Annotated in this window: 24 protein-coding genes; 13 read left to right on the plus strand and 11 right to left on the minus strand. The window is 40.4% G+C overall.

What is annotated here, in order from left to right; translation table 11 throughout:
* Positions 1-15 precede the first annotated feature (15 nt).
* Complete coding sequence (locus tag B8983_RS12290; RefSeq protein WP_234987043.1) at positions 16-1,647, minus strand: hydantoinase B/oxoprolinase family protein; 1,632 nt, start codon at positions 1,645-1,647, stop codon at positions 16-18.
* Between the two features lie 2 nt (positions 1,648-1,649).
* Positions 1,650-3,743 carry a hydantoinase/oxoprolinase family protein gene (locus B8983_RS12295; protein WP_084285466.1) on the minus strand — a complete coding sequence of 698 codons (2,094 nt, stop codon included), beginning with the start codon at positions 3,741-3,743 and terminating at the stop codon, positions 1,650-1,652.
* Between the two features lie 593 nt (positions 3,744-4,336).
* Between B8983_RS12295 and B8983_RS12300 the strand changes: the two genes are divergently transcribed.
* The 4 genes from B8983_RS12300 to B8983_RS12315 all read left to right on the plus strand — a co-directional run bounded on the left by B8983_RS12300 (position 4,337) and on the right by B8983_RS12315 (position 7,601).
* A complete protein-coding gene (locus B8983_RS12300; RefSeq protein ID WP_084285468.1) occupies positions 4,337-4,870 on the plus strand; it encodes a VOC family protein in 534 nt (177 codons plus the stop codon).
* 119 nt (positions 4,871-4,989) lie between these two features.
* A complete protein-coding gene (locus B8983_RS12305; RefSeq protein WP_084285470.1) occupies positions 4,990-5,991 on the plus strand; it encodes a zinc-dependent alcohol dehydrogenase family protein in 1,002 nt (333 codons plus the stop codon).
* Between the two features lie 23 nt (positions 5,992-6,014).
* Positions 6,015-6,998 carry a tripartite tricarboxylate transporter substrate binding protein gene (locus B8983_RS12310; RefSeq protein ID WP_369405861.1) on the plus strand — a complete coding sequence of 328 codons (984 nt, stop codon included), beginning with the start codon at positions 6,015-6,017 and terminating at the stop codon, positions 6,996-6,998.
* A gap of 24 nt (positions 6,999-7,022) precedes the next feature.
* Complete coding sequence (locus B8983_RS12315; protein WP_084285474.1) at positions 7,023-7,601, plus strand: amino acid synthesis family protein; 579 nt, start codon at positions 7,023-7,025, stop codon at positions 7,599-7,601.
* 74 nt (positions 7,602-7,675) lie between these two features.
* On the opposite strand, the gene B8983_RS12320 is transcribed toward B8983_RS12315, so the two are convergent.
* The gene (locus B8983_RS12320) at positions 7,676-8,671 is read right to left on the minus strand and encodes an ABC transporter substrate-binding protein (protein WP_084285476.1); all 996 of its coding nucleotides are present in this window, start codon (positions 8,669-8,671) and stop codon (positions 7,676-7,678) included.
* Positions 8,672-9,004: 333 nt separating this feature from the next.
* Between B8983_RS12320 and maiA the strand changes: the two genes are divergently transcribed.
* Positions 9,005-9,655 carry a maleylacetoacetate isomerase gene (gene maiA / locus B8983_RS12325; protein ID WP_084285478.1) on the plus strand — a complete coding sequence of 217 codons (651 nt, stop codon included), beginning with the start codon at positions 9,005-9,007 and terminating at the stop codon, positions 9,653-9,655.
* 458 nt (positions 9,656-10,113) lie between these two features.
* Positions 10,114-11,568, plus strand: a complete 1,455-nt coding sequence (locus B8983_RS12330) for a mechanosensitive ion channel family protein (protein ID WP_084285479.1) — start codon at positions 10,114-10,116, stop codon at positions 11,566-11,568.
* 66 nt (positions 11,569-11,634) lie between these two features.
* Here B8983_RS12330 and B8983_RS12335 read toward each other — a convergent pair whose 3' ends face one another.
* From B8983_RS12335 to B8983_RS12350, 4 genes are all read right to left on the minus strand, one after another.
* Positions 11,635-12,606, minus strand: a complete 972-nt coding sequence (locus B8983_RS12335) for a Bug family tripartite tricarboxylate transporter substrate binding protein (RefSeq protein ID WP_084285480.1) — start codon at positions 12,604-12,606, stop codon at positions 11,635-11,637.
* Complete coding sequence (locus tag B8983_RS12340) at positions 12,593-13,063, minus strand: cupin domain-containing protein (protein ID WP_084285482.1); 471 nt, start codon at positions 13,061-13,063, stop codon at positions 12,593-12,595. The genes B8983_RS12335 and B8983_RS12340 overlap by 14 nt, the downstream gene beginning before the upstream one ends.
* On the minus strand, positions 13,060-13,899 hold the full coding sequence (locus B8983_RS12345; protein ID WP_084285484.1) for an alpha/beta fold hydrolase: 840 nt from the start codon (positions 13,897-13,899) through the stop codon (positions 13,060-13,062). The genes B8983_RS12340 and B8983_RS12345 overlap by 4 nt, the downstream gene beginning before the upstream one ends.
* Before the next feature lie 142 nt (positions 13,900-14,041).
* Positions 14,042-14,242 (minus strand): zinc ribbon domain-containing protein, encoded by a 201-nt coding sequence (locus B8983_RS12350; RefSeq protein ID WP_084285520.1) that lies wholly within the window; start codon positions 14,240-14,242, stop codon positions 14,042-14,044.
* 140 nt (positions 14,243-14,382) lie between these two features.
* Between B8983_RS12350 and B8983_RS14050 the strand changes: the two genes are divergently transcribed.
* The 3 genes from B8983_RS14050 (at position 14,383) to B8983_RS12360 (ending at position 16,853) form a co-directional block, all read left to right on the plus strand.
* On the plus strand, positions 14,383-14,535 hold the full coding sequence (locus tag B8983_RS14050) for a hypothetical protein (protein WP_159460905.1): 153 nt from the start codon (positions 14,383-14,385) through the stop codon (positions 14,533-14,535).
* Between the two features lie 28 nt (positions 14,536-14,563).
* Positions 14,564-14,977, plus strand: a complete 414-nt coding sequence (locus B8983_RS12355) for an HD-GYP domain-containing protein (RefSeq protein WP_084285486.1) — start codon at positions 14,564-14,566, stop codon at positions 14,975-14,977.
* A gap of 127 nt (positions 14,978-15,104) precedes the next feature.
* Positions 15,105-16,853, plus strand: a complete 1,749-nt coding sequence (locus B8983_RS12360) for a diguanylate cyclase domain-containing protein (RefSeq protein ID WP_084285488.1) — start codon at positions 15,105-15,107, stop codon at positions 16,851-16,853.
* Positions 16,854-17,010: 157 nt separating this feature from the next.
* Here the strand turns inward: B8983_RS12360 and B8983_RS12365 are convergent, their stop codons facing one another.
* Together B8983_RS12365 and B8983_RS12370 are read right to left on the minus strand one after the other, a co-directional pair.
* The gene (locus tag B8983_RS12365; RefSeq protein WP_084285490.1) at positions 17,011-18,768 is read right to left on the minus strand and encodes a CocE/NonD family hydrolase; all 1,758 of its coding nucleotides are present in this window, start codon (positions 18,766-18,768) and stop codon (positions 17,011-17,013) included.
* Between the two features lie 21 nt (positions 18,769-18,789).
* Positions 18,790-19,809: a Bug family tripartite tricarboxylate transporter substrate binding protein gene (locus tag B8983_RS12370; protein WP_084285492.1), complete on the minus strand. Its 1,020-nt coding sequence runs from the start codon at positions 19,807-19,809 to the stop codon at positions 18,790-18,792.
* Between the two features lie 197 nt (positions 19,810-20,006).
* On the opposite strand from B8983_RS12370, the gene B8983_RS12375 reads away from it, so the two are divergent.
* On the plus strand, positions 20,007-21,224 hold the full coding sequence (locus B8983_RS12375; protein WP_084285494.1) for an MFS transporter: 1,218 nt from the start codon (positions 20,007-20,009) through the stop codon (positions 21,222-21,224).
* Between the two features lie 114 nt (positions 21,225-21,338).
* Positions 21,339-22,202: a GRP family sugar transporter gene (locus B8983_RS12380; protein WP_084285495.1), complete on the plus strand. Its 864-nt coding sequence runs from the start codon at positions 21,339-21,341 to the stop codon at positions 22,200-22,202.
* A 2-nt stretch (positions 22,203-22,204) separates the two neighbouring features.
* Here B8983_RS12380 and B8983_RS12385 read toward each other — a convergent pair whose 3' ends face one another.
* A complete protein-coding gene (locus tag B8983_RS12385; protein ID WP_084285498.1) occupies positions 22,205-23,161 on the minus strand; it encodes a tripartite tricarboxylate transporter substrate binding protein in 957 nt (318 codons plus the stop codon).
* 314 nt (positions 23,162-23,475) lie between these two features.
* On the opposite strand from B8983_RS12385, the gene B8983_RS12390 reads away from it, so the two are divergent.
* Entirely contained in the window at positions 23,476-23,856 is a 381-nt protein-coding gene (locus B8983_RS12390) for a VOC family protein (RefSeq protein WP_084285501.1), read from the plus strand.
* Between the two features lie 36 nt (positions 23,857-23,892).
* Here the strand turns inward: B8983_RS12390 and B8983_RS12395 are convergent, their stop codons facing one another.
* A complete protein-coding gene (locus B8983_RS12395; protein WP_084285524.1) occupies positions 23,893-25,086 on the minus strand; it encodes a methionine aminotransferase in 1,194 nt (397 codons plus the stop codon).
* A gap of 259 nt (positions 25,087-25,345) precedes the next feature.
* Here B8983_RS12395 and B8983_RS12400 point away from each other — a divergent pair, with 259 nt between their 5' ends.
* Positions 25,346-26,209 carry a TauD/TfdA dioxygenase family protein gene (locus tag B8983_RS12400; protein WP_084285504.1) on the plus strand — a complete coding sequence of 288 codons (864 nt, stop codon included), beginning with the start codon at positions 25,346-25,348 and terminating at the stop codon, positions 26,207-26,209.
* The last annotated feature ends 1 nt before the right edge of the window (position 26,210 follow it).

Raw genomic sequence — 26,210 nt, forward strand, 5'->3', positions numbered from 1 at the left:
TTTAGAAAAAAATGTTTATTCATAATCCATACTTTCAGAAATATAACCATGTTGTAAATCAAAATTTATCTGGGTTTGAGGACGTTGTTTCTTATCACCATAGCCACCCCCTCCTGGAGTTCTTAATACTACTTCATCACCAGGTTGCAAAATTTGTGGTTTTCGAGAGTCTACCGCCTTACCATTAATTAGCACTTGACCTAATTTGCCGGACTCACCCCCGACAATCCCTGGTGCGGCTACTTTCAATCGCTCCGTTAAGAGTGCAACTGAAAGGGGTGATGTGTGCATATTGATAAAACATATTTCTTCCCCTAAGCCGCCTCGATAAAGCCCAGGTCCTCCTGAATCACACACAAGATACTTCCTTTTAAAAAACAATGGAAAGTCACGTTCAGCAACTTCAATGGGCGTTGGTGAAATATTACTAGGCCACGACATCGCCGAGGAACCATCTTTAAGTGCAGAAGCACCTAAGCCTCCGTTAAAAAATAAAACACTGGAAAACGGCTTACCATCTTCTTTGATGCCACTTAAATTAGAAATCCATACTGGCGAGCCTGAAGCCGCCATTACTTTTTCGGTAAGGATTGGTGCAAGTGCGCCAAACACTAAGCAAGGAACATAATGCCCAGTACAGGACCTACCCCCTACCGGCGCTGGTGATTTAGGGTTTAGGAGTGATCCTTCGGGGGCGGTTGTTGTGATTGCTTTAAAGAGTCCATAGTTATTGGGAAGATTCGGCAATAGTAGGCATTTAATGGTGTAGATCACCATGGCATTGGTATAGGAAAGAACGCAATTAATCGCAGAGTTTTGCTGCGGTGGTGATCCTGAAAAGTCACAAGTAATCGTTGAATCTTTAATTTCTACCTTCACATGAAAGAGAAGGCGATCTTGAAAGCCATCTGTCTCCATACTGTAAGAATAGGTGCCATCGGGTAATGATTGAATTGCCTTGCGCATGGCAAGGTCACTCCGCTCAAATAAGCCATCAGCCAACTCTGAAAAAGTGTTCAGCTTATATTCTGTAAGTAATCCTTCCATGCGCCGCGCAATTAATTCCACTGCTCCGACATGGCAAAAAATATCACCCACAGTTTGATCGGGCGTACGAACATTGGATCGGATCAATTGAATTAAGGTCGCATCTTGATTGCCGTTTTTTATTAAGGGCATGATCGGGATATGCAGACCCTCCTCAAACAATTCCCGCGCATCAACCGAACGAATCTTCCCGCCGATATCGGGCACGTGTCCAGCGGTCGCAGCAAAGCCAACTAGTGTTTCTTGGTGGAAAATGGGTGCAACTAAACAAACATCGTTTAAGTGGCCAGTGCCAATCCAAGGATTATTTGTGATAAAAATATCACCTTTGGCCATCTTGTCTTTACCAATGGTATTAATGGTAGCTTTCACAGTATTCGGTAAAGTACCGATAAAGGAGGGGAGACTTCCATTATTTTCAGCAAATGCATGACCATTAGAGTCTGTAATGACAACAGCAAAATCATTCGCTTCGGAAGAAAGCGTAGAAAAGGACGTCCGGATAATAAGTTGCGCTGCTTCGTTAGCAATTGCTTGAACACGTGACCAAAAGATTTGTAAAAATACTGGACCAGAATTTAAAAGAGGGGTATTTTTCATGCTCATGTGTTATCTGCAATTGTGATCATTAAGTTGCCATGAATACTCATTTTGACAAAGCCCAAGGGACCTACTACGATTGTCGTACCATATTCTTCAATTAATACGGGTCCTTGATGTTCAAAGCTCGAGTCCAACTCGGAGCGGTTAAAAACAGGAGTATTGATAAATTCACCAATTTCTTGAAAGAAAACCTGTCGAAACTTTGCCATAGGAATAGATGGTGATTCTTTATCGTGTGCCACAGGATTTTTTTGGAGTGGTGCAGCGATGCCAGCAATTCGAAGATTTACTAGTTCAATGATTCCATTGGGAGGTGTACGTCCAAATTTTTCTTCATATTGAGCAAGAAATGTATTTTTAATTGCCTGATTCAAAATCTTTTTGGCTTCATTGCTTACCGAAAGAGTAGGTAGTTGAAAGAGTAAATTAAATCCCTGCCCCACAAATCTTGCCTCTGCTTGATAAGTTATCTGAATTGGGCCATAACTTCCATCAAGCGCTAGAAGGTCTGTTTGTATTTCTAACTCTAAATCTCGAATATTTTTCTCTAAATCTTCTATCAAGTTGAAATCGGGTTTATAACTGATTGTTTTCGAGCGATCCGCTCTAGCCGGTGCGATTAAAAGGCCAAATGCAGATGCAACCCCGGCATCCCGAGGGCAGATAATCTTCGAGATACCTACTGCTTTGGCAACCATATAGGCATGAAGTGGACCTCCACCTCCCGTGGCAAGTAGAACAAAGTTACGGGGATCTTGACCTTGTTCAGCCACATGTAAGCGTGCTGCCGTGGCCATATTTTCAGCCACAAGATGATGAATTCCCCACGCAATCTCAGTTTGATTTAAGTGGCAGTCATGAGCTAGCTGATTTAATACCCCCTCCGCTGCCGCAGAGTGAATTGGAATCGTTCCACCAGCAAAAAAGTCTGGATTGATATAACCTAGAAATAAGTTTGCGTCTGTTACAGTTGCTTGATCTCCGCCGAGTCCATAACATGCTGGTCCCGGTTCAGAACTAGCGCTTTTGGGGCCCACTTGAAGTAAGTTTAATTCATCTTGATGTGCAATACTGCCACCACCAGCACCGATTTCAATCAGGTCAATCGTAGTGATATTCATTGGCATACCGCTGCCTTTTGTAAAGCGTTTACGCCTTGCCGCTTCAAAGTTAAAGGCAATGGAAGGTTTACTCTCATTAATAAGGCAAAGTTTGGCGGTTGTACCCCCCATATCAAAGGCTAATAAATCAGAAACTCCCTCTTCGATGCCAAAATAACTTGCAGCCACCACACCAGCAGCTGGTCCCGATTCTAGTAGAGCGATGGGTTTACTTTTTGCGGTATTTAGATGACTGAGTCCACCATTCGAAAGCATCATTAACACCTCGGCTTTGATGCCGATGTTAGAAAGTGTGCTTTCAAGTTGATTTAGATACGAAAGCGCAATAGGCTGAATATAAGCATTCGCAATCGTGGTAGTCATTCTTTCAAACTCACGAATAATAGGACTTATTTCGGATGAAATAGTAACCGCCAAACGGGGATATTTATTTTTAATTATCTTTGCTAAGGTTTCTTCTTGAACTGGATTCGCATAGGAATGCAGTAGACAAATGGCAAGTGATTCCACGCCTAAATGAATGATGCGTTCGACTTCGGATAGCGCCTGTACCTCATTTATTTTTTCAATTTCAAATCCTCTAGCGTCAATTCGTCCAGAGATCTCGCCCCTGAGATTTCTGGGAACTAACATATCTGGACGGCTGATCGCTAAATCATAAAGGTCATATTTACGCTCATTGCCTATTTCAATAATATCTTTGAATCCTTGATTAGTTATAAGGCCGGTGCTAGCGCCTTTGCGTTCAATCAAAGCATTCGTAAATAAAGTTGTCGCATGTACGATCCGAAAAATTTCTTCAGGGGAAATTTTTTGGTTAGTAATGAGCTGATTCAAACCATTCTCAACTCCAACAATTGGATTGGAGTTTGTAGTGAGTACTTTGAGTGACTCAACTTTTTGCGATGGTAAGTGGCAAGCAACAATATCAGTAAATGTTCCTCCAATATCAATACCTATCGACCAGTTCATTTCAGCATGTTCCTAAAAAGTAATTGTATGTTTCATTTATCAAAGTATACGATGTAACTTCTGAAGTTTAATTCGTTTCTATTAGACCTCATCTGATGGAAAATTCGAGTTAAATGAATAATAGAAGTCAACTCGTTTTTTGCATAGAGTTTTATTGGGGTAATTGATTTTGTAAACGACATTAAAAAATTCCCATAAATCACCTGATAGATAAACGACGCTTAGCTCAATTATTTGCTATTTTGCTAGAGTGAAATGATTATTTCATACAGGGTATTCCATTATGTATTAATTAAATTTTATGTATAAAAATTAAAAAATGCATCAAGATATTAAATCGACTGAACGACTTATTTCTAGTAGTTGGAGTTTGTTTGATCAAGTTGAACGGTACCGACATATTTCAGCTCGTTATAAAACTGTAGTCAAGCGAAACAGTGAAGATCATCAATTGTTGATGTGAGCAATTCTTAATCGAGATATCGAACCTGCCGGTAACTTACATCAAGAGCTTGTGCTTAGTACGCATAAAAATGTATTAAAGGGAACGGCATTATGGGTTAAAGAGACCCATTAATTATTTGGAGATACAGATGTTAAAAATTACTAGGCCGACTCCCTCTCACTTTGGGATCTACGCGACAGACGTAGACAAGATGGTTAATTTTTATAAAGCTGTTTTTGGTTTGACGGAGACGGATAGAGGTGTTGGTAAAACATTTAAAGCGCCATTGGTTTTTCTGAGCGCAAGCCCAGATCAGCATCATCAGTTGGTCATTGCTGGTGGTCGACCAATCGAAGCAACATTTAGTACCGTAATGCAACTTTCTTTTGTAGTACCTAGTATTCAGTATCTAAGGGAGATTAGAACGAGAGCAACTGAACTTGGTGCAACAAAATTTTTACCTCTCAATCATGGTAATGCACTATCTGTATATTTTGCTGATCCAGAGGGTAATACGGTTGAGGCTTACGTGGATATGCCATTTTATATTTCTCAACCCCATGGAGACCCATTAAATCTTGATAAAGATGATGAAACTTTACTTAGAGAGACAGAAGCAATGTGTCGAAACGATCCAAGTTTCAAACTTCTCGATGAGTGGCGAGCAGAAGTTTTTAAATAAATACTCTTAAAAATCATAAAAATAGGAATAAAAGAGATGAAACTTTTATCATTCATTTTAAAAGCTGGCAGTTCATGGGGTGCCTTGATTAATTCTATTGCTGTAGAAAGATAGTTAGCATGTTCGTTATACGAGTTCATCAACCAGGAGGGCCCGATGCGTTATGTGTTGAGCAATTACCTCTTCCAATGCCAGGTCCTGGAGAAGTCAGAGTGCAAGCCCATGCAATTGGGGTGGGTCGTCCTGACGTATTGATTCGTCAGGGAACTTACAAGTGGATGCCACCACTACCAGCAATTCCCGGGGCAGAACTTGCTGGTGAAATTGACGCAGTTGGTGAAGGTGTGCTGTCACTTCAGCTAGGTCAGCGTGTTTTGGTGAGTGCCCGAGATTTAGCGCAAAGAGGTGGTTGCTACGTTCAAAGTATCGTAGTTCCAGAGAGTGCTCCTTACAACTTACCCGATGCGATTTCATTCAACGATGCAGTCAGTTTGCCAAATTTACAGCTTGCCCTAGCACTCATGCAGGCTGCTAGTCCGGGACATACACCAATCCCGGGAACCATTTTAATTACTGGTGCCGCGGGTGGGGTCGCTACCATGCTTGCGCAACTTGCACGGTACTATGGATTTAAAACGATAGGCACAGCTCGTACTTTGGAGAAGAGAGTATTTGCCTTATCGAATGGTTTTGATGTAATCCTGGACGCTAATCCGTTGACTCTTGTCGAAGAAGTGATGTCTACAACGAATGGTCTAGGGGTCAATTTGGTGTATGACCATTTAGGAGGCGCAATGTTTCCGCAGTGTATCCGAAGTTTAGCCCCACTTGGACTAGCTATTTCCTACAACATTATCACTGGCAAACCCAACGAAGATCTCTTTGGACTACTTCGTGAGCTGTTAGGTAAAAGCTTGGGAGTACGTTGTTTTTCAATGCATACCTTTGATGAAGATAAAGATAACCGTCGAAAGTTGATGTGCAAAGCAATTGATTTGATGTCAAATGGCCAGGTGAAAGCGTCACCATCGGTAGTCATGGATTTTAGTCAGGTTGGACAAGCACATGAGATTCTTGACCAAGGACTTACTTTAGGTAAGATTGTTTTAAAACCCCATTAAGAGGGTTTTTAAAAAGGAGATACATGATGACAAAAGAAGTTCCAAAGTTTTTACTTAACATCTTTTCTGTTCTAATCTTATTGCTCAGTTCGATACTAAGTAATGCGCAAAATTATCCTGATCACCCAATCAGAATCCTACAAGGTTTTGCACCAGGTGGAAACGCAGATTCTATAGCTAGGGCTGTCAGCGATGAAATGGGGAAAGGACTTTCACAATCATTTATTGTAGATGCCCAAACTGGCGCTGGTGGCACTATTGCAGCCACTACAGTTTCTAGAGCTAAGCCTGACGGCTACACTTTATTGCTTGCTACTGGTGGCCATGCGGTTGCTGGGGCGCTGTATAGTAATTTAGCTTATAGAACCGTACAAGATTTTGACATGATTGGTACGATCACTTATTTTCCCTTTTTGATTGTTGTGAAGAACGACGGTAAAGTTCAGAACCTATCATCACTTCTCCAAGATGCAAAATTGAACCCTGATAAAGTAAGTTATGGTTCTGCTGGAATTGGGTCGACTCATCATCTAGCAGGTGAATTACTCTCTAGCATGTCAAAAACGCAATTACTCCACATCCCTTACAAGGGAGACGCTGCCTCTGTAGTCGCTTTATTATCCGGTGATTTACCAATGATCATTGCTCCACCGACAGCTGTCATGTCCAATATTAAAGCTGGAAAATTACGCGCTATAGCAACTACCGGTCCGCAAAGATGGCCGGGCTTACCAGATGTGCCGACCGTTGCTGAACAAGGCATCCCAGGATACGACGTACGTTCATGGGCGGGGTTGATGGCTCCGGCCGGCATGTCCCGACCAATTCTTGATCGGTTAAATGTTGAACTACAAAAAGCACTTCTTGTACCTACTGTGAGAAACAAATTAGAAGATATGGGCGGTGAAGTAAAAGGAAGTACTCCCGAAGAAATGAAGGTGATGGTTTCCAACCAAACTCAAAAATGGATTCAAGTGGTTAATGATGCAAAAATTCCAAAACAATAGTTCACATTAAGAAAGGAGATATTTATGTCGCTCATTGAAATTCGCAAGCGTAGTTTAATTATTGAAACTCAATATCATGAGGGTGGTCCAAAGGCGACCGTGCCTCTAAAGATGGCGGCATCATGCGCCGTTATTCTGAACCCCTACGCTGGTCGATATGAATCAGATTTAATGCCCTTTATGGCAGAGTTAAGAAGCCTAGGCACTTTACTAGCTCAAGAGCTCGTGGATACACTCGGTCGTGACAACATTGAAACGTATAGCAAAGCTGCAATCGTTGGCGTGAATGGTGAAATGGAACATGGCGCTGTTTGGCACGAAGCAGGTGGGTGGGCGATGCGAAGTGTTTTAGGTGAGCCCAAAGCCATGGTGCCAGCTGCTAAAGCAGTGGCCGCAACTGGGTATCGATTGATGGTTCCTTTGCACTATATTCATGCATCTTATGTCCGTAGTCATTTTAATAGTATGGAAATTGGGATTCAAGATGCACCTCGCCCGAATGAAATCCTTTTTGCATTGGTGATGGGAACAGGTGCTCGTGTACATTCACGATTAGGCGGCTTAACTAAAGATAAAGTATCCGTGCATGATGGACAACGATAACGAACGTAATTAAGTGCAAGAAATGAACGCAGAACAATCAAAGACAGGAGCTTTGATTGTTCATATTTTTATGATTAGCTAGTGTAAATAAGAGATTTCACATCTACAGTTTTTGTGAAAATTTTACGATCCGTGAAAACGTCAAAGTATTTTTGGAAATATGAAATATCCGACTGCTTAAACTCATTAAACATCACAAAATCAGCCAAAGGTACTTCTTTCACAATTGATTCTTCGATGGCTGTAAATCCGTCAAGTGATTTTCTGGATTCATCTGGATTCTTCCGAATAAATTCCACGCCTTTTGCATAGGCAGTAATGAATTTTTTAACCTCAGCGGATCGTTCTTTAATGATTGTAGTTGTGAGGGTTGCAGATCCACCAAACCAAGGTGCCATAGGGTCTCCCAACATGTATTTAGAAATAACACCTGCCTCTAAAATACGTGAGAACCCTTTTACTTTACCAACGGTACCAGATGGCTCAAGGGTATAAACAGCATCAACTTGTCCTGCTGCTAAAGCTGGAACATGTTGGCCAACGGGGAGTTCAATTGGCTGGATATTCGATAGTCCATTTTTCTCAAGAATAATTTTCGTCAAAGTTACATTTTGGATACCAGGACCACAGGCAATTTTGGCGTCTTTTGGCAGATCTTTAATCGCTTTTATTTTACTATCGAGGGGAACTAAAACCTCATCTAATACATATTTCACATTGGATGGGTTGGAACAAATAATCTTAAACAGATTGGGTGAGGCAATTTCGGCAAGAGCTAATGCAGCAGAAGCAGTGCCGTTTGCAGAACCGTGTATACGTCCGGCAATCATGGCTTCAGCAATTTGATTCGGGCTAGCAAATTTAACCCCTTCGACATTCAGTCCTACTTCTTTGAAGTAACCTTTTTCTAGTGCTACAAAAAAGGGTAGACCACTGGCAATAGGCCAATAGCCAATGAGAATTTTATCGTCTGCTGCATGAGCAAATGATGGGATCAAACCTGAAACAGCACTAAGCGCCCCTGCTTGAAGGATTTGGCGACGACCTTGGCTAAACCTATGATTACTCATGCTGATTCTTCCTTTTAAATAAAAAATAACTATTAGCGTACTTATTCACTTTCAAGTATGCCTTCGAGCTAACTGAGAAATTTCAAGATACGCCCTAAAAAGTGGCACAAGATACCAAGTTGGGTTCAATGGCTTTATTTTGATGCGATTTGAAGAAAAAATAAGGGAGAAGGTAGAAGTCTTGAAGTAAATCATAAAAACTTGTTGCGTTTGGTTCCTGTTTTAATACGTTAATAGCTCACATGAAATAGATTCGCATTACACTAGATGTAACGAGTTTTTTAAACATCAATAGGGTGATTTTTGTATTCCCAAAATAAGGAGATTTAATTTATGCGTTTTTATGGACATTGGCGTTCACTGGCCACTTACAGAGTTAGAGTTGCAATCAATCTAAAAGGTATTGATGTAGAAGTCATGCCAATTGATTTATTAGGTAAAGAGCATCTTGGCGAGCATTATCACTCGATTAATCCTCAAGGCCTACTACCCGCACTCGATGTTGGCAGTGGACCCGCTTTATTCCAGTCGATGGCCATCATTGAATATATTGATGACATGTTTCCGAATCCTCCGCTCTTGCCATCTGACCCTCTTGGCAAGGCAAGAGTTCGCGCCTTAGCTCAAATTATTGCTGCTGATTCTCATCCCCTGATGGTACCGAGAGTAAGAAATTATTTAACTGAAGAACTTGGTTTAGATGCCGATGGTGTGCAAAAGTGGATTCATCGTTTTGTCATGCCGGCTTTAGAAACATGTGAAGAAATTTTGACGGCAAATTCGACTTCTAGTCTTTATTGTTACGGTGATACACCAGGACTGGCTGATATCTTTCTCGCATCACATGTAATCGGTGCTGGATTTTTTAAATGCGACCTCAGTAAGTTGCCACGTGTGCTCCAAATCTATGAAAATTGCTCAAAATTAGAAGCTTTTGCTAAAGCCCATCCTTTAAAGCAGCCTGGTGCACCTACTTCCATTTGAGATTGGAAAATTAGTTATCACCCGTTTAAGTAAGTAAAAATGATGATGTTTTTAAAATTGCTGACCGGGTGATACTTTTTATGGCTGATTTTAGCGGTCAAAATATGGTTTTTGGGGGTGCTCTTTGACTATCTTTCAACTCTTCTTAGAAGCTTTTAATAGATAGGTAAATGACTGGCAATTTATTGACATCCTTTACCGAACATATACATTCCCTTTTTTCTCACGCCTTACGGTGAAAGTAAATCAATTCAATTCAAACTTAGGTTTGGCTTCTGATTCGAGATAAATGTTTGGATGCCATACTCTTTTTTTAAATTACGTCTTTACTTTGTATTCAAGTCAAAATATTTGTAATATGATGATAAGTAAGAAAAAATTATCTATATCTATCATTTCATTTTGTTGGCAAATGATTCCGCTGTTCAACCAAGCATCAATACTTAATCGATTTAAATATGCAACACAAAAAAATATTTGCAATACCTAAACCAGCATGGGTTGCTTTGCTGATGAGTAATCTAGCCTATGCATGGTGGCTCAAGATAGAAATCGGTAGTTTCCGGGGTTGGACAGTAGTCGATTTGTCGAGTGATTTATCGATGAGCCTTCCGACATTTTTGGCGATTGTGCAATTTGCCCTGTTTGCGCTGACGGTAGATATGCTGATGCGCTTAATGATAATTTCCGTAAATCAGCGTTTAGCTAAGGGACAAATTCCTTTAATTGCCGTCACTGCTTTAAGTATCGTGATTTACGGCCTGATTGGTTTAGTAGGCTTTATTCTTCTTTATGATCATGGCCTAACTCATATCTTGGCGACTACTGGAGCTTTAGGTGTGGGTGCTTTCTTTATTTTTCGTGAATGGATTGCTGACGTTACAGCGAGTATTCAGATTCAAACGGATCATTTAGCTGGAATCAACGATTTCCTGCTAATGTCCGGGGAAAAAGGTGCAGTCAAGGTGATTCAAATTGATCATCGCATGATTACGATGCAAACTGACACACGCTATGTTATTCGTATGCCGGCGCGCCTGTTTCTGAATTTAAAATATATCAATTTGAGTAGACAGCCTGAAAAGCGTGGCACACTAAGACGGATTAGTTTTAAGCTAACGACGGGCAATAATAGTTCTAGAGTTTTAGAGACAATGGAAACAGCCATGAAGTACTTGGTTTCTAAAGACCATCGGTTTCTCCCAAAATATGTATGTCACGTTGAGCAAATTGAAGGGGGAGAGATTGGTTATGCGGTTGGCTATGAATGCGATCCAAGTCTGACTCAGAATGCGTCAAATAATATCGTGTTTACACGACTATTACATATTTTTCGGGCAGCTGCCATTAATCTTGGTTCTGATGTTGAGATTACAACTACTGCAGAGGCCGTCCCTGAGGCGCAACAACGATTGATGGACATTTATCACTCGAGTGTGTTGAAAGTTTTAGATGAATATCAAGTTGAGGAACTTTCATCGAATGTCAAGATTATGCGCTACGAGTCGGGTGAGCAATTAATTCGCAAAGGGGAACTTGCTGAAAGTATGTATTTCATTTCTGAGGGACACCTTGAAGTGAGTATTAAGGATAATGAAGGTAATGATAAGGTGGTAGCTACTCTATGGCCAGGCGATTGCGTTGGTGAGATGTCATTACTCACTGGTGAGCCAAGGTCGGCAAACGTATTCGCGAGATCAAAAGTCGTCTTACTGGAATTAACGAAAGATCACCTTGCTCCAATATTTGAGGAATCACCAAAATTAATTGAGGAAATTTCTCACATTCTGACTGAGCGTAATTTGATCAATGAAAAAGCACTATCAAGCGCTTCAGGTCATCATGAAAAAGCCAATCAGATTAAAGCATTAGCTCATAAAATCTTTACTTTTTTCTTTGGGGCAAAGACCTAGAAGTAGTAGGATTGTTTAATAAATAGTGACGAAATAAACCAATTTTCGCCACTATTAAGTTGCAGTTCATTGTGGTTCGATTTTTGCCCTTTTAGCAACTTCAGACCACTTTTGATAATCATTTTTAATGAGCATTCTGAACTCTTCCGACGAACTCCCTATTGGTTCAGCACCCTCTGCAAAAAGTCTCTCCTTAATTTCTTTATTTTGAAGAGCCTTTGCCATTTCTTTTTGAATCATCTGAATGATACTGTCAGGAGTTCCCGCTGGCGCCAGTAAGCCATACCACTGTAATGAGACGTAATTGTTTACACCAGATTCGATGACGGTTGGAACATTCGGTAAAAGATCTAATCGTTTATTGCCAGATACTGCTAAAGCTCGAAGTCTCCCTGATTGGATGTAGGGCAGTGCGGTTAGCGGGTTAACAAACATCGCATCCACCTGCCCACTCATTAGGTCAGTTACTGCCGGAGTAGTCCCCTTATATGGCACATGAATGGTTTGAATCCCGGCAAGATAGTTAAATAATTCCATCGACATGTGTGGAGAAGTGCCAACTCCGGCACTCCCAAAATTGAATTTATTAGGATCTTTCTTCGCTAAATTAATCCACTCTTTGATATTCTTCGCAGGAACATTCGGATTCACAACAAAAATATTGGGTGCAGTAGCGGCGAGAGAGATTGGCGCAAAATCTTTGATCGGATCGTAGGCTACATTTTTCAAGAGTAGTGGATTGAGAATTAATGGGGTGGGTACCATGAGTAAGGTATATCCATCAGCTGGGGCGTGAACTACCGCCTCAATCCCAATCATATTACCCGCACCCGGCTTGTTTTCTACGAAGAAACTTTGCCCAAATGTTTTGGTAAAAGTTTGGGCCAGTTGTCGGGCAATAATATCTGAGCCACCACCTGGCGCAGATGGAACAATGATTTTTACTGGTTTTATAGGGTAAGTTTGGCTAGAAGAAAAACTACTCACCCCCATCAACATAAAAACTAAAATAGTTTTAAATATTTTATCCATCGGCATGTAAAGTTTCTTGAGTAAGGCTAATCGGCTTTGCAGCAATGAGGATGAAAGCAATCACACATGGCACATCGCCATTATTAACCCAGTTATGAATGGTGCCTTTTTGAACAATAACATCGCCTTGTTTTAGATGAACAATGCTGCCATCTAAATCCATATCGATGGAACCAGACATCACAATGGCGTAATCAATGGTTTCAGTCCGATGATTTCTAGGAGCAACACCTGGATCGTATTGCACAATTCGAAACACCGTATCCTCTTTAGTGAGGACGGATACATCCCTTGAGTTGCCATTCGCAGGATCTAAGTTATCTACTGGAAATTGACCAGTCGACCACACTACGATGCTGGAGTGATGATCACGTCTTGAAATAATATTGGTGCAGATTTCATCTTGCTCAACGATGGCTTTGCCATTTGTATCATGCCCGGTGACAACGCGACGAATTTTCATGATTGGATAGCTTTCAAAAAAGAAATAACCTTAGTAGCGATGGATTCCTCAAGTGGAGCCCATTCTGTGAAAGAAATAATGTCTGCATCTTGATCCTCAATCGGTAACTGAAATAACTCTACTTGGGGAATGATTTGAGAGGCAGCAACGGCATTACCCCGTGCATGGGTACGATCATTACCTGGAATAATGAGTACAGGTACTTGAATTGCTTGCAAAGTAGATTCTTCAACGCCCATCACCGGATATGTGGGGCCACTCACAAAAATACTCAGCCAATTTTCTAAGACCCGAATAAATTCTTCCGGATCCATCTTCATTAATACCTCAAGATTTTCAGGGCGTGCCGTGATTCTTTCTTGATAGTCAGAAGTTTGACATACAGCTTGCATTCCACCTGATTTAGCCGCATCAATAAACTGTTGATAATATTTTTTGGGTAATCTAGCAGCGGCTGTTTCCCCACCAGTCAAGCGAATTAAAACGAGTGCTTTGGCAATTCCCGGATGGCGTTGATTGACTAGGATGGACAATCTTGCTCCAGAGGATGCTCCTCCAATGAATGCTTGACCAATTCCCAACTGTTTTAAAAGCTCCGCTAAGTCATCTGCCCAAATTATTTCTTCACCATCTTGACCAGAAATTGATACTTCAGAGGCTCCTGTATTGCGACGATCATGTAATAAAACCCTAAAGCCACCTTTAGCAATCTTTTGAGCGAGTGATATAAATTCGGCATGACTCCTTCTGCCACCAGTAGAAAGAGTGAACCAAGGGCCATGGTCACCAATAATTTGGTAGAAAATTTGAACACCGCGAACAAGAGCGTATGGCATTTTTAACCTTTAGTGTATTTGAAATAATATTCATTATCCATTATTGACATCCTCTACTCCCTGAAGTAAGAGGATTCCTACCACGCTTACGCTGCAAGAGTATCGAAAGTCGTCTCGGTGGGTTCTTGCTTCATTGACCGATTTAACGGCACGGATCTCCACAAGCTAACAAGCGCAATCCCCGCTCTAAAAAGTTGATTGCTCCAACCATATCGGCGTGATTCTCCTGCCCACAAGATACGCACTTAAAGTGCGATGGGGTCTTGCGGTTGCCTTTGCCAATCTGCCCACATGGGACCTTGCGGCAAATTTGGCGGGTGATTTCAATGTGAATTGAAGAAATTACAAAAAATCATGAAAGTTACTATTTCACGCAAAATATACTTGCCTTGCTAATTAAAAGGTACTAATATCAAGCCATTAAAAGTAGTATTTTATAACTATATTCAACCCCTCAGAGACACTTCTTTCAATACTTAGAAAATGAAAAGAGTAATCGTAGCGATTCTGATTGTGATTTGCTCTGTTTTAGCATGGCAAATGCTTTCCATCATCAAAATCAAGGTAGTTGGTCAGTCACGCTTAATAGGATTACTTATGACTGAGGTTGAGATTCCTTTTTTACAGTCGCTCTAACAAAATACTGGCCTTAAGATTAAGGAAAATGGGTTATTACAAAAATGAATTGAATGATGAAGAGTGGCAAATTATGAAGACCCATGCTGCGATTGGTGAAACGATCCTGTCCTCTGCTGAACAGGAATTTCCAGGTGATGAAGGTGTCATTAGAATGGCATTCAAAATTGCGGGCGGTCACTACGAGAAGTGGGATGGAACTGGCTATCCTCGCCGCTTAAGCGGGGAAGATATTCCCTTGCCAGCGCGCATCATGGCCCTTGCTGATGTTTATGATGCATTGGTGAGTAAACGCGTTTATAAGGCAAGCTGGAGCCATGAGGACGCCATTCATGAAATTATTTCTAAAAGGGAGCATCATTTCGATCCATTGGTAGTTGATGCGTTTGTTTTGGAGTCAGATAACTTTCTTGTTATTTCACAGCAATATGAAGATAACTAATTTGCACCTAAGGGGAAGTCATTACAAGACAACTCAACTAGATAAAGCAATCCGTAGCCAAGGGTATTATTTAAGCCTCAGTTGGGGTTGTAAAACAGCAATAGCTTCATACAAAATGATCTAAGATATGTTATCTCTTAACGAAATCTTCTTTCTTACCTCAGCATTAATCATGTGGGGACTGGTGGCAGCCTCAAAACCATTAGTTAATAAACGTAAACTTCTTGAATCAGAAAACGCTTGGTTTTTGACTTTTGTTTTTTCAGCATGTGCTTTTAGTTTTTTTACGATTGCCTCCATCCTTAATTTAGTACTATTGACATTTGCTAATACCTGCTTTGTTGCTGGCAATATGTATCTGGCATTATTTTGTCGATCGCTCAGAAAACCAAGCAATAAAACTAGCAAATGGTTGCCCATCATGGCGATTTTGATTTTTGCTCTAGTTTTCGAATATCTAAGACAAAGAGGTGTTTTTACAGAAAGAGTGCTACTGGTTGTTTCGACATCGTCCCTTTGTCTTCTATGGCAACTCATCGAGTTGGGACTATTAGGTAAAGTTCGATTAAAACATTTAAGATTGTTTTTCTTTATTACTGTTGTGGAGTTAATTTTAACTTTCATGAGATTAGCGGCGATATTTTTTCAACAATTACCGTCTAATATAAATTTATATCAAGAACCTTTCGAATTGGCTTTAATTCGATGGATTTGGTTTGCCTTAATGGTCATTTCCTATGTGACTATCATTGCCTATTGGGTCGGTAGAATTAGTTCTGAAAATCTAAAAACGATTGAAGAAAACAATTTAATGAAGTTAGAAATTGCAAATAATAAGATTCTTCAATCTGACTGGCAGTTGTTGACAACGCTCCAAGAGGTCAAATCGATGGAAGTTAAGTTAGACGATGCCGAAAACGAACTATTAAAACGTGAAGAACTATTGCGGTATGTATTAGATATTTCTGGAGATGGCATTTGGGATTGGAATATTCTGACTGGTGAAGTGAAGCACAATAGCCGTTGGATAGAAATGCTTGGTGAAGATCCAGGGCAACCGTATTTTTCTGTCGAGGATTTTAAAAAACGTATTCATCCGGATGATTTAAATGCCGTACTTGATCAACTGAGAGCAACGCTTGAGGATCACCAAGAGTATCGATATTCTTATCGGATGCTTCGGACTAATGGTCGGCAAATTTGGGTGAGAGATCGAGGCGCCGTTGTTGAAAAATCAGAGGATGGTACGCCAATTCGGATGGTTGGTGCTATTAGTGATATTAGTGAAGAAGTAGCTACTCAAGAAAAACTTCAAGAATTAGCTTTTTATGACCCATTAACGCAGGTGCTGAATCGCCGTATCTTTGAAGATCGCTTAGATCAAACGCTTAAAAATTCAGAACGCCATCAACAATATTGTGCATTACTGATTCTTGATTTAGATAAATTTAAGAATTTAAACGATAGCTATGGGCATCAGATGGGAGATGTAAGGTTGATGGAGGTTGCAAAGCGCATGAAAGAGATCATTCGGGAGATCGACACGATAGCTCGAATCGGCGGTGATGAATTTTCTATTATTCTCGGTGAATTAGGTCTTGAGTATTCTGTTGCGTGTGAACAGGCAAAAAAGATTGCTGAAAAATTATGTGAAAGCTTATCCAATACTTTATCCATGGAAATAGCATTCGGTAAGCTGGACAAATTAAATGATTTAAAAAAATATACTTGCTCTGTAAGTATTGGTATTACCGTCTTTTTAGGAAATAAAAAAACGCAAGATGAACTGCTTTCACAGGCTGATGATGCAATGTATCTAGCGAAAAAGGCTGGAGGGAATCAGGTATGTTTTTATAGCAAGCCTGTCAGTCCATAAAACCCAGAACTAGATACGTATTTCCTCACTGGCCTCTCTCCTATTAACTTGTTACGTTGTTATCCATCTTGTAATTGGAAGCTTCCGAACCAGTAAATAATAAATCAGTGAGGATAGAAGTCTTCCGATTACAGTAAAAGATCGATTCAGGATTTAGTCATTTTTTAGGAATAAAAGGCAACAAGACATACGACGGCATATCTTGATCAGAGTATAAAGTGACTTCAGCACCAAAAATTGCAGGTGGTCGATCGATAGGGTCATCATGGATGAAAGGACCACAACCTTTCATGGGATTTTTCATATTCGAAAGATGTGCTGCTGGACCATCCCACTCATAATCCTTACCTAAAACACTGAGCGCTAATTGATATCCTTTGGGTATGACAATACTTGTTGGCCATATCTCAACGTCGAGCGCTGTCTTTTGTTCTGGGATCAATGGCATTTTTTGTTGATGACGATAATACGGGCGGTAAGGGGTTGATAAGGTCTCGTCTAACTCTCTATGAGATGCACGTAACCATCCTTGCCCAACCGGTGTATGTGGGTCGAGGGCTCCTTGAAATACCACTTCTTGTCCTTGAGGATCATAAACATGTAGTACGGTAAAAATATCAGCATCATTGGATAAGGAGCTCATGAAGATTTTCAACGCAGCCGGTCCCGTGATTTCAACCTCTTCTTCAAAAGGTTTTGCATAAAAAGTAGTCCCCTGTACTAAAGGTTGATAACTCACTTTAGTATTTTCTTCGGGAGGGTTAAAGGATAAAGAATGATCGGCACAATTTAAATAAAGTTTTGTCCACTCGGTTCTTGGTATTGGCCAAGCTTCTTCATAGCGCTGCTCAAAATGATCTACATGCCGTATTTGTAATTGTAGTTTTGGTTGATTTTGTTCCCAACCATTATTGATCTCTTTCAGATAGTAATCAAAAAACCTTTTTTGGATATCAACACCATAATCCGTATAAAGTCCTGCCCAATGCGCTCCGCCATGCATTTCAAGCCATTTACGGGTGGAGCCTGAACGCATAAAGCCTTCAATATTGCCTCTTAAGTGTAGACCTTGGCCACCCCAATTGCCCGCAGATAATAAGGGGACTTCAATCTCACTAAAAACACTCTTCCGAACAGCATAATACTCATCATCCATTTGATGATCTAGCAACTCTTGCCACATTGGTACGCGGTTAGCTGCTAACTCTTCGTCAGTTAGTGTTTCAGGGCCACAAACGAGTTCTCCTGTTAATTCGCTAATCGGTCCTCTCGTACCTAGGCCATGTTGCACATTACGTACTTGCATATCTTGCCAATTTTTGACAAAGGTGCAGAGAATACCACCGTGATGGGTGCTATCCCTGTAACGATCAGAGTAACCTTCCCAAATGCACATGGCTTTTAGATGAGGAGGTTTTAATGCAGCTACACGCCACTGATTCGTGCCGTAATAAGAGATCCCCGCTAACCCAACATTGCCGTTAGACCATGCTTGCTGACCAGCCCACTCAATACATTCATAGAAATCACGGGTTTCTCTTGGGGAATGGTGATCCACTACACCAGGGGATCTACCCGCACCTCTTGAGTCCACTCGAATGCAAATATATCCGTCTGGTACCCATTTTTCAGGATCAAGTACTTCCCAGTTTTGATATTTATTGCTAGAACCAGCAGCTGTATCAGGGTGATCACTGACCATTTTTTCCCAAGCTGTTGGGTAGCCTTTTTGGAAACTTAAACCTTTTCCATACGGGCCATAACTAATCAAACTAGGATATTGACCCGAATCAATAGGTCTAAAAATGTCAGCTCTTAAAACAATTCCATCATCCATCTCGATGGGAACATCCCAATCGATTTGCATCCCATCACGCGTTTCACTCTTAAATGAATCATTTGTATTGTTGGTCATTTTGATAGTCTCTTTTTAAATTTATTGTGGTTTAAGTCCAATGCTTTGAATCAGTTTTGAGTAACGTATAAAGTCTGCTTCGATGACTTCTTTAAAGGCTTGAGAAGTATATGATTGAACATATAATTCCATTCCCTTTAACTTCTCAATCACTTCTTTTTGGGACATTGCTATGTTGATAGCACGGTTCATTTTTTGAATGATTTCTGGAGAGGTCCCTGCAGGAGCTACATAGCCAAACCAACCCGTCGCATTAAACCCTGGGACTACTTCACTGGCTAATTGCGCATCAGGCCAAGTGGCAGGGCTAGTTGCAGCCGTAATACCTAACAGCTTTAATTTCCCTGCCTGAATTTGCGGCACAAAGGTCGCCATGCCTAAAATTCCGACTTGTACCTGTCCGCCAATGACGTCAGTAGTTACTTGCACGCTCCCTTTATAGGGCACATGAATGTAGTCAAATCCTGCGCGCATTCTGAGGTCTTCGAAGGTTAAAAACGGATAGCCACCCTCTCCGTTGGTAGCGAGGGTTAAAGTGTTTGGGTTTGCTTTGGCATAAGCAATCATCTCTTTTAGGTTGTTAAAGGGTGTATTGGGAGTTGCCACAATCCCCTGAAAATTGGTTGAAATGAGAGCAATAGGCTCTAAGTCTTTGAGTGGATTGTATTTGACACTTTTAAGTGTGTTGGGTAAGACAATTAAATTACCTGTTTGAGCGGAAGCAAAGGTATAGCCATCTGGACTTGACCTGACTAAATTAGCGATACCAATGGAGCCACTACCACCGACAACGTTTTCAACAATAATCGGCTGCCCGAGTATTTCGGTCAGCTTCGGAGCAATCATTCGCGTGGTCAAGTCGATTGAATCACCCGGTGGAAACGGGATAATGATTTTGATGGGCTTATTAGGCCAAGCTTGTGCGAATGCCATCGGTGCGTGCAGTGCGTGCAAAATACAGATGACACTTAAAATAGAAAAATAAAAATACTTTCGAAAAAGCGAGCGTTTTCCTATACCAATCAGTGGATTGATTACCATGTCTTTGCCTCCCTAATATTTTCTTTTTTTAAAGCCTACTCTAGAAGTTTAGAAATATCAATACGGACAAATCCCCCTTTGCTGATTTAGGTGCAAAGTAAGCATAAAAACCAGCCAGAAAAGAAACGTGGAGTGATTGACCAATTAGAATAGTCTTATCGATAAGATTTACTGCAAAAACCTTTTAAATAATAAATATGAAGACAAAAAATATCATTATTTGCATGCTCTGTTCACAAGTCTTAACCCTGTTGGGTTTTGCGAGCTATGCGGTGACCTTAAATACACTTCAACAAGAATGGCATTTATCAAATTTTCAGTCTGGTTTCATCGCCAGTATCTTTTTCTTTGGTTATATTGGGTTTGTCTCCTGTGCCACGGTATTAACCGATCGTTTAGACGCGAGAAAAATTTACTTAGTTGGCGTTTTTATCGAATTCATCGGCCTCATTGGTTTAGCAACCATGACGAATGGCTTTTATAGTGCTTTATTTTTTATGTTTTTAAATGGTGCTGGCGTCGCTGGTGCTTATATGCCCGGTTTAAAAATTATCACTGACAGAGTCAAGACCGGTGAATTGACTCGGTACATTTCTTTTTATACTGCTTCTTTTGGCATTGGAGTTGGTTTTTCTTATCTCTTGTCAGGCTTCATCTTAAAGTTGCTCAATTGGCATTATGTCTATGGAGTGATTGCGGTTGGCCCATTACTTGCAGGAGCCATTGTTTATTTTTTGATAGAGCCACTCAGAGATAAAAAATGGCAAGGTAAACTCAACCTCCATTGGCGAGATATTTTTCCGATTGCTCGCTGGAAACTTGTTTTAGAAAATAAAGATGCTTCTACTTATATTTGGGGCTACGTGGTACATTCCCTAGAGTTATTTGCATCAAGAAGTTGGTTAGTCGCCTTCTTTTTGATTTGCGCAGCAAATTCGGATCAATCGTTTTTGCTCAGTGGTACTGAATCAGCTAGCCTCATTAATTTTTTTGGGGTACCCGCCTCAATTCTGGGTAACGAAATTGCTATCCGAATTGGGCGAAAAAAATGGATCTACACCGCCATGATTTTGAGTACTATTTTCGGTATCCTACTGGCCATGTCGATTGGTCAAGCATGGTGGTTAGTGATGATTTTTGCAGTCCTGCATACGTTGTTTATTATGGCGGATTCTGCTACCTTAACAGCTGGGTTGGTTACTAGCACTTCTGATCAACTGAAGGGTGCTGCGATGGGATTGCATTCGATGATGGGTTTTGGTGGTGGACTATTAGGACCATCTATCTTTGGATTTGTCTTAGATGTGTCTGGCGGACAACAACAACCCGTAGCTTGGGTGTTTGCCTATGTATCAATTGTGATTTGGGGATGTATTTTTGTTGCTTACCATGTAAGAAGAAAAATAATCGCTTAAATTACTAATTACTTTTTTTAAGAAAATTCATTCAATGTGAGATAGTTGAAACGTTATCTCATCAAAGCTATAAAATTAACTAAAGTTTTGAATCACCTTATAAAGTCTAAATCCATGCAAAATGCTTACTTACCACTCGCCTTAATTTCAATGTGTTGTTACGGATTAGGAGATTTGGTTTTTAAATTTGCTGCTCGTAAAGGAATTCCGGCGCATCGATTCATCGTTTTACAAACCGTGTTTTTTCTACCTAGTGCCCTTTTGTTGGGGTGGGTGACGGGTTCTCTTCATTTTGGTGTGCCCTTCTTATTTGGAATGTGTGCTGGTTTGACTCTGTACTTTGCGTTGCTGTACTTTTCGATTAGTTTGAATACTGGGGACGTTAGCGTGGTAGCACCAGTTTTTAGAAGCAGCTTTGTTTTATCAGCGACCCTAGCACTGCTTTTTTTAAATGAGTCTTTAACGATGAATAAGGGCTTTGCCTTTGTGCTCTTAATCATTGCAGCATTTTTATTGCTGAGTAATCTCTCGTTTCGTTCAACGAACCCTAGCCCTTCAAAAACGAGTAAAACTTATTTCCGTTCTCTTGCGATTGCAACGGTCCTATTAGGCATTACCGGCTTTATTTATAAATTGGGTGCGATCGCTGGAGGAAACTCGATTTCAATCGTCGCAGGGCAGGCAGTGGTCTTTTTCACGATGGCGTTTTCTTCTTGTTACTACAAAGATAAAAAAATTATCTTTTTGTGGAAGTATCTTTATTTAGGATTTATTACGGCACTCTTCTTATTTTTAGCGCTCTATTTTTTACTTGAGGCCTTGAAATCAGGCCCTGCAAGCACGGTGGTAACCATTTCACAGATGGGTTTTGTGGTCACTGCAATCTTAGGTATCTTTATTTTTAAAGAAAAAATTTCCGTCAGAAAAGTCCTTGGTTTAGTTTGCTCGATCGCGGCGATGATACTGCTAGCAATCTAAATTTATTCTGCCTTAATCCCCGTTAATTTCACAATATTAGCCCAGTTGGCATTATCTTTTTTCAATAGCGCGCCTAATGTTTCTGCTGAACCAGGATCCGGATCATATGCTAAGGCAATTAACTGTTGTTTGATCTCTGGAGTATTCAGGCATTGAATGAAAGCTTGATTGATGCGTTGAACAATGTTTTTAGGTACTCCAGTCGGTCCAAAGATGCCATACCAAGTATTTAATTCAAAGCCAGGAACTGTCTCAGCGATGGTTGGAACAGTGGCGAGAATTGGTGTGCGCTTTAAAGTAGTTGTTCCTAAAGGAATTAACTTACCAGCTTGAACTTGGGCAAGTACCGTCGAGGTGTTGGTGATTAAAACATCAACTTCATTCGCAAGTACTGCAGAAACCGCTGGCCCACCGCCTTTGTAGGGAATATGGGTAAATTTGGTACCGGTTAAGTTCCCTAGTAACTCCATGCCTAAATGTGGCGTACTGCCAATACCAGCAGAAGAGTAATTAATTTTCCCGGGTTCTGATTTTGCCAACTCGATTAATTCAGTAATATTTTTTGCTTTGAATTTTGGGTTGGCGACCAAAACACTTGGCGTATTTACCATGAGTGCTATGGGCGTTAAATCTTTTACAGGATCAAATGGGAGTTGAGCGTAGAGTGCCGAACTAATCGGCAATGAGCTATTCCCGAGGAGAAGAGTGTACCCATCAGGTGCCGATTTTGCTACGTAATCTGCACCAATATTACCGTTCGCGCCAGGCTTATTGTCTAAAATGATTGCTTGACCAAGTAACTCTGATAAGCGCTTACTTAATGGTCGCATTAAGACATCAGCACCACCACCTGGAGGAAAAGGTACGACAATTTTTATTGGCTTCGTGGGATATTCTTGCGCAATACAAATTTGGCTTGTAAAAACGAAAGCACTAAGAATTAATATTAATTTTTTCATTTAAAGTCTCCTGAGCTGATGACGACTTCGCATTTTTTTAAATAATTTTCTTTGCAAAGCTCTCTGATTAATCAGTTTATATGAATAATTGTAAGTTACGGAAATTTCCCACTGAACAATTCTTAAAATAAACGAACTCTCCTGAACTCTATAAATAGAAAGAGACTCATCGATGAATAGTCTTTAGGCGATCATATCTAGGTGCTGAAACTCAGATAGTTCAGAGGAAGATTGAATGATTATTAGCAGAGCCTCACTAAAGTGTAAGAAATCCTAGGAGATAATGGAGTTCATTCAATCACGAAAAAATTGAGATGTCTAAATCTAATAATCCTGTCACTTGGTTCGAAATCTATGTTGATGATATGGAGCGAGCCAAAAATTTTTACGAAAAAGTATTTGATTGCTTCTTAGAACCGCAAACTACTGATGGTAGCTTTGAAGTTTTACAATTTCCTGATGCGATTCATAGCAATGGTGCGATGGGTGCCTTAGTGAAGCACCCAATGCGAAGACCGTCCTTAGAAGGAACTTTAGTCTATTTTCATAGTCATGATTGCGCAGTTCAATCAGCGATTGCTCTGCAAAATGGTGGGCAATTATTTAAACCCAAATCGAGCATTGGCCCCAATGGTTTTATCGCAATTATTGGTGATACCGAAGGTAATGCGATTGGACTCCATTCCTTTGAGTAATCTATAAAAGAATCCAAAATCTAAAATTTGAGCAGTTTAACTAGCAATTGTCCGCAATCGATTGAGTGCGGTTTTTAAAGTCTCCTCCTTTTTGGCATAACAAAATCGAATCACATTAGAATTCGTTGCAGAACTATAAAATGCTGACACTGGAATTGCGGCAACTTTTATTTCCTTCGTTAACCATTGGCAAAAGTCTACCTCATTGAATTTCGCCTCTGGAATCCTTAAATTGGAGTAGTCAACACACTGAAAATAAGTTCCTTTAGACGGAAGCAATGAAAAGCGCGTATCAATTAAACCAGCCTTAAAGAAATCTCGTTTTTCCTGATAAAAAGCTGGTAACTCCTTATATGCATTTGGATAGTTGAGGTAAGTGGCTAAACCATACTGCATAGGAGTATTTACTGTGAAAACATTAAATTGATGCACTTTACGAAATTCTGCCATTAACTCTTTAGGTGCTGCGACATAGCCCACTTTCCAACCTGTTACATGAAAAGTTTTACCAAAACTGGAAATAACGAAGCTTCTTTGACAGAGTTCTGGATGACGAGAAATACTTTGATGGTGCTCATTGTCAAATACCATGTGCTCGTAAACTTCATCACTACAAATGAGTGCATTGGTTGGCCTCACCAAGTCGGCAAGTCGCTCCAAGTCCTCACTTTCCCATACCATCCCAGTTGGATTGTGAGGAGAGTTGATCATGATGAGCCGAGTTTTAGGATTAATTGCCTTTGCTAGGTCATCCCAAGGAAGGACATATTTTGCTACCAGACCCAAAGTATTTCTTTGCGGAATCATTTTTACTGAGATGGCTTTCCCACCCGCCAAGTGGATTGCCGGAAGATAAGAGTCATAGACTGGTTCAATCACTACAACTTCTTCACCTGGCCTTACCGTGGCTAAAACGACAGTTAAGATAGCTTGGGTTGCTCCTGCTGTAACCGTAATTTCATCATCGGATGAGTAATATTTACCATAAAGGTCTTGAATTTTTGCAGAAATTTTATTTCTTAATTCTGGGATGCCGGTCATTGGGGGGTATTGATTCTGATCCCCTCGCATGGCTTTCTCCACACCATCTAATAATTGGGGATCACAGCTAAAGTCAGGAAATCCTTGGCCTAAGTTGATTGCATTATGTTCCCGCGCTAAAGCGGACATCACGGTAAAAATAGTAGTTTCCATCTCTGGAAATTTAGATTGCAATAGTTTTTGGGTCATCACTGGAGTCATTGAAAGGCAAAAGAAGTAATTCACTCATTTTACTCGCCCCAATAATCCTCCTTAAAGGTGGTCTGAATTCTAGAATAAACAGTTAAAATGACCTTATATATCAAATTCGGTATAACGAAACAATTTAATGTTGGTGGTTAAAAACAATGAACCTCATTTATTATTTGAGATTGTTGTTCAATCAGTATGCGTTAAATAAATAATTATTTCAGATTGATTGTAATGACAATTTTTACGAGACAAACTTATGACAACTTTAAAAGTACACAAATTAGCAGATGCCTTGGGCGCTGAGATTTCTGGTGTTGACCTTTCTAAGCCCATCGCAAAAGAGGATTTGGCACAGATTCTTAATGCTTGGAAAGAACACTTGGTACTCCGGTTTAGGGGGCGAGAGTTAAGTGATCCACAATTACTTGACGTGACCCGTAATTTTGGTGAAATCGACCCTCCAGGCCCTAACTCCTATGGAAAACCTTTCCTAGCCGACTTTCCTGAAATGAATGTCATTTCAAATATCAAAGTGGGCGATCAGGCGATTGGTGGATTAGGTGATGGTGAGGCTTCTTGGCACGCGGATATGACTTATATTGAAAATCCTCCGAAAGGATCTTTCTTGCATGCCTTAGAAATTCCTAAGGAAGGTGGAAATACCTCTTGGTCTAATATGTATTTAGCCTATCAAACATTACCCGATGCATTGAAGAAAGAGATCAAAGGTCTTAAGGCGATTCATGACTCTACTTACAATAGTGCTGGCATGATTCGTAAAGGGATGAAAGATGTAACGGATCCAAGGGAAGCTCCTGGCGCTCATCATCCTTTGGTATCAGTCCATCCGGAAACAGGCCTACCCACGCTATTTTTAGGTCGTAGAAGAAATAGTTATATTCTTGGGATGGATTTAGAAGCTAGTAATCAATTATTAGATGAGTTGTGGGATCATGCTGCCAAACCTGAGTTTACTTTTACCCAAATATGGCAATTGCACGATTTGATCCTTTGGGATAACCGTTGTACTTTGCACCGTCGTGATAGTTTTGATCCTAATGCTAGACGCTTGATGCATCGTACTCAAATCAAAGGTAGTTCTGTCATTCCATTCGAATAAA

Source organism: Polynucleobacter kasalickyi (genome assembly GCF_900176405.1).
Lineage (GTDB): Bacteria > Pseudomonadota > Gammaproteobacteria > Burkholderiales > Burkholderiaceae > Polynucleobacter > Polynucleobacter kasalickyi.

Excerpts from the sequence above, each read along its gene's own strand:
- B8983_RS12400 (WP_084285504.1), top strand. The coding sequence starts at position 25,346 with ATGACAACTTTAAAAGTACACAAATTAGCAGATGCCTTGGGCGCTGAG.
- B8983_RS12385 (WP_084285498.1), bottom strand. The coding sequence starts at position 23,161 with ATGAAAAAATTAATATTAATTCTTAGTGCTTTCGTTTTTACAAGCCAA.
- B8983_RS12355 (WP_084285486.1), top strand. The coding sequence starts at position 14,564 with ATGGGTTATTACAAAAATGAATTGAATGATGAAGAGTGGCAAATTATG.
- maiA (WP_084285478.1), top strand. The coding sequence starts at position 9,005 with ATGCGTTTTTATGGACATTGGCGTTCACTGGCCACTTACAGAGTTAGA.
- B8983_RS14050 (WP_159460905.1), top strand. The coding sequence starts at position 14,383 with ATGAAAAGAGTAATCGTAGCGATTCTGATTGTGATTTGCTCTGTTTTA.
- B8983_RS12390 (WP_084285501.1), top strand. The coding sequence starts at position 23,476 with ATGTCTAAATCTAATAATCCTGTCACTTGGTTCGAAATCTATGTTGAT.
- B8983_RS12330 (WP_084285479.1), top strand. The coding sequence starts at position 10,114 with ATGCAACACAAAAAAATATTTGCAATACCTAAACCAGCATGGGTTGCT.
- B8983_RS12370 (WP_084285492.1), bottom strand. The coding sequence starts at position 19,809 with ATGGTAATCAATCCACTGATTGGTATAGGAAAACGCTCGCTTTTTCGA.
- B8983_RS12375 (WP_084285494.1), top strand. The coding sequence starts at position 20,007 with ATGAAGACAAAAAATATCATTATTTGCATGCTCTGTTCACAAGTCTTA.
- B8983_RS12340 (WP_084285482.1), bottom strand. The coding sequence starts at position 13,063 with ATGAAAATTCGTCGCGTTGTCACCGGGCATGATACAAATGGCAAAGCC.
- B8983_RS12380 (WP_084285495.1), top strand. The coding sequence starts at position 21,339 with ATGCAAAATGCTTACTTACCACTCGCCTTAATTTCAATGTGTTGTTAC.
- B8983_RS12295 (WP_084285466.1), bottom strand. The coding sequence starts at position 3,743 with ATGAACTGGTCGATAGGTATTGATATTGGAGGAACATTTACTGATATT.
- B8983_RS12315 (WP_084285474.1), top strand. The coding sequence starts at position 7,023 with ATGTCGCTCATTGAAATTCGCAAGCGTAGTTTAATTATTGAAACTCAA.
- B8983_RS12335 (WP_084285480.1), bottom strand. The coding sequence starts at position 12,606 with ATGCCGATGGATAAAATATTTAAAACTATTTTAGTTTTTATGTTGATG.
- B8983_RS12395 (WP_084285524.1), bottom strand. The coding sequence starts at position 25,086 with ATGACCCAAAAACTATTGCAATCTAAATTTCCAGAGATGGAAACTACT.
- B8983_RS12360 (WP_084285488.1), top strand. The coding sequence starts at position 15,105 with ATGTTATCTCTTAACGAAATCTTCTTTCTTACCTCAGCATTAATCATG.
- B8983_RS12310 (WP_369405861.1), top strand. The coding sequence starts at position 6,015 with ATGATGACAAAAGAAGTTCCAAAGTTTTTACTTAACATCTTTTCTGTT.
- B8983_RS12300 (WP_084285468.1), top strand. The coding sequence starts at position 4,337 with ATGTTAAAAATTACTAGGCCGACTCCCTCTCACTTTGGGATCTACGCG.
- B8983_RS12305 (WP_084285470.1), top strand. The coding sequence starts at position 4,990 with ATGTTCGTTATACGAGTTCATCAACCAGGAGGGCCCGATGCGTTATGT.
- B8983_RS12290 (WP_234987043.1), bottom strand. The coding sequence starts at position 1,647 with ATGAAAAATACCCCTCTTTTAAATTCTGGTCCAGTATTTTTACAAATC.
- B8983_RS12365 (WP_084285490.1), bottom strand. The coding sequence starts at position 18,768 with ATGACCAACAATACAAATGATTCATTTAAGAGTGAAACGCGTGATGGG.
- B8983_RS12320 (WP_084285476.1), bottom strand. The coding sequence starts at position 8,671 with ATGAGTAATCATAGGTTTAGCCAAGGTCGTCGCCAAATCCTTCAAGCA.
- B8983_RS12345 (WP_084285484.1), bottom strand. The coding sequence starts at position 13,899 with ATGCCATACGCTCTTGTTCGCGGTGTTCAAATTTTCTACCAAATTATT.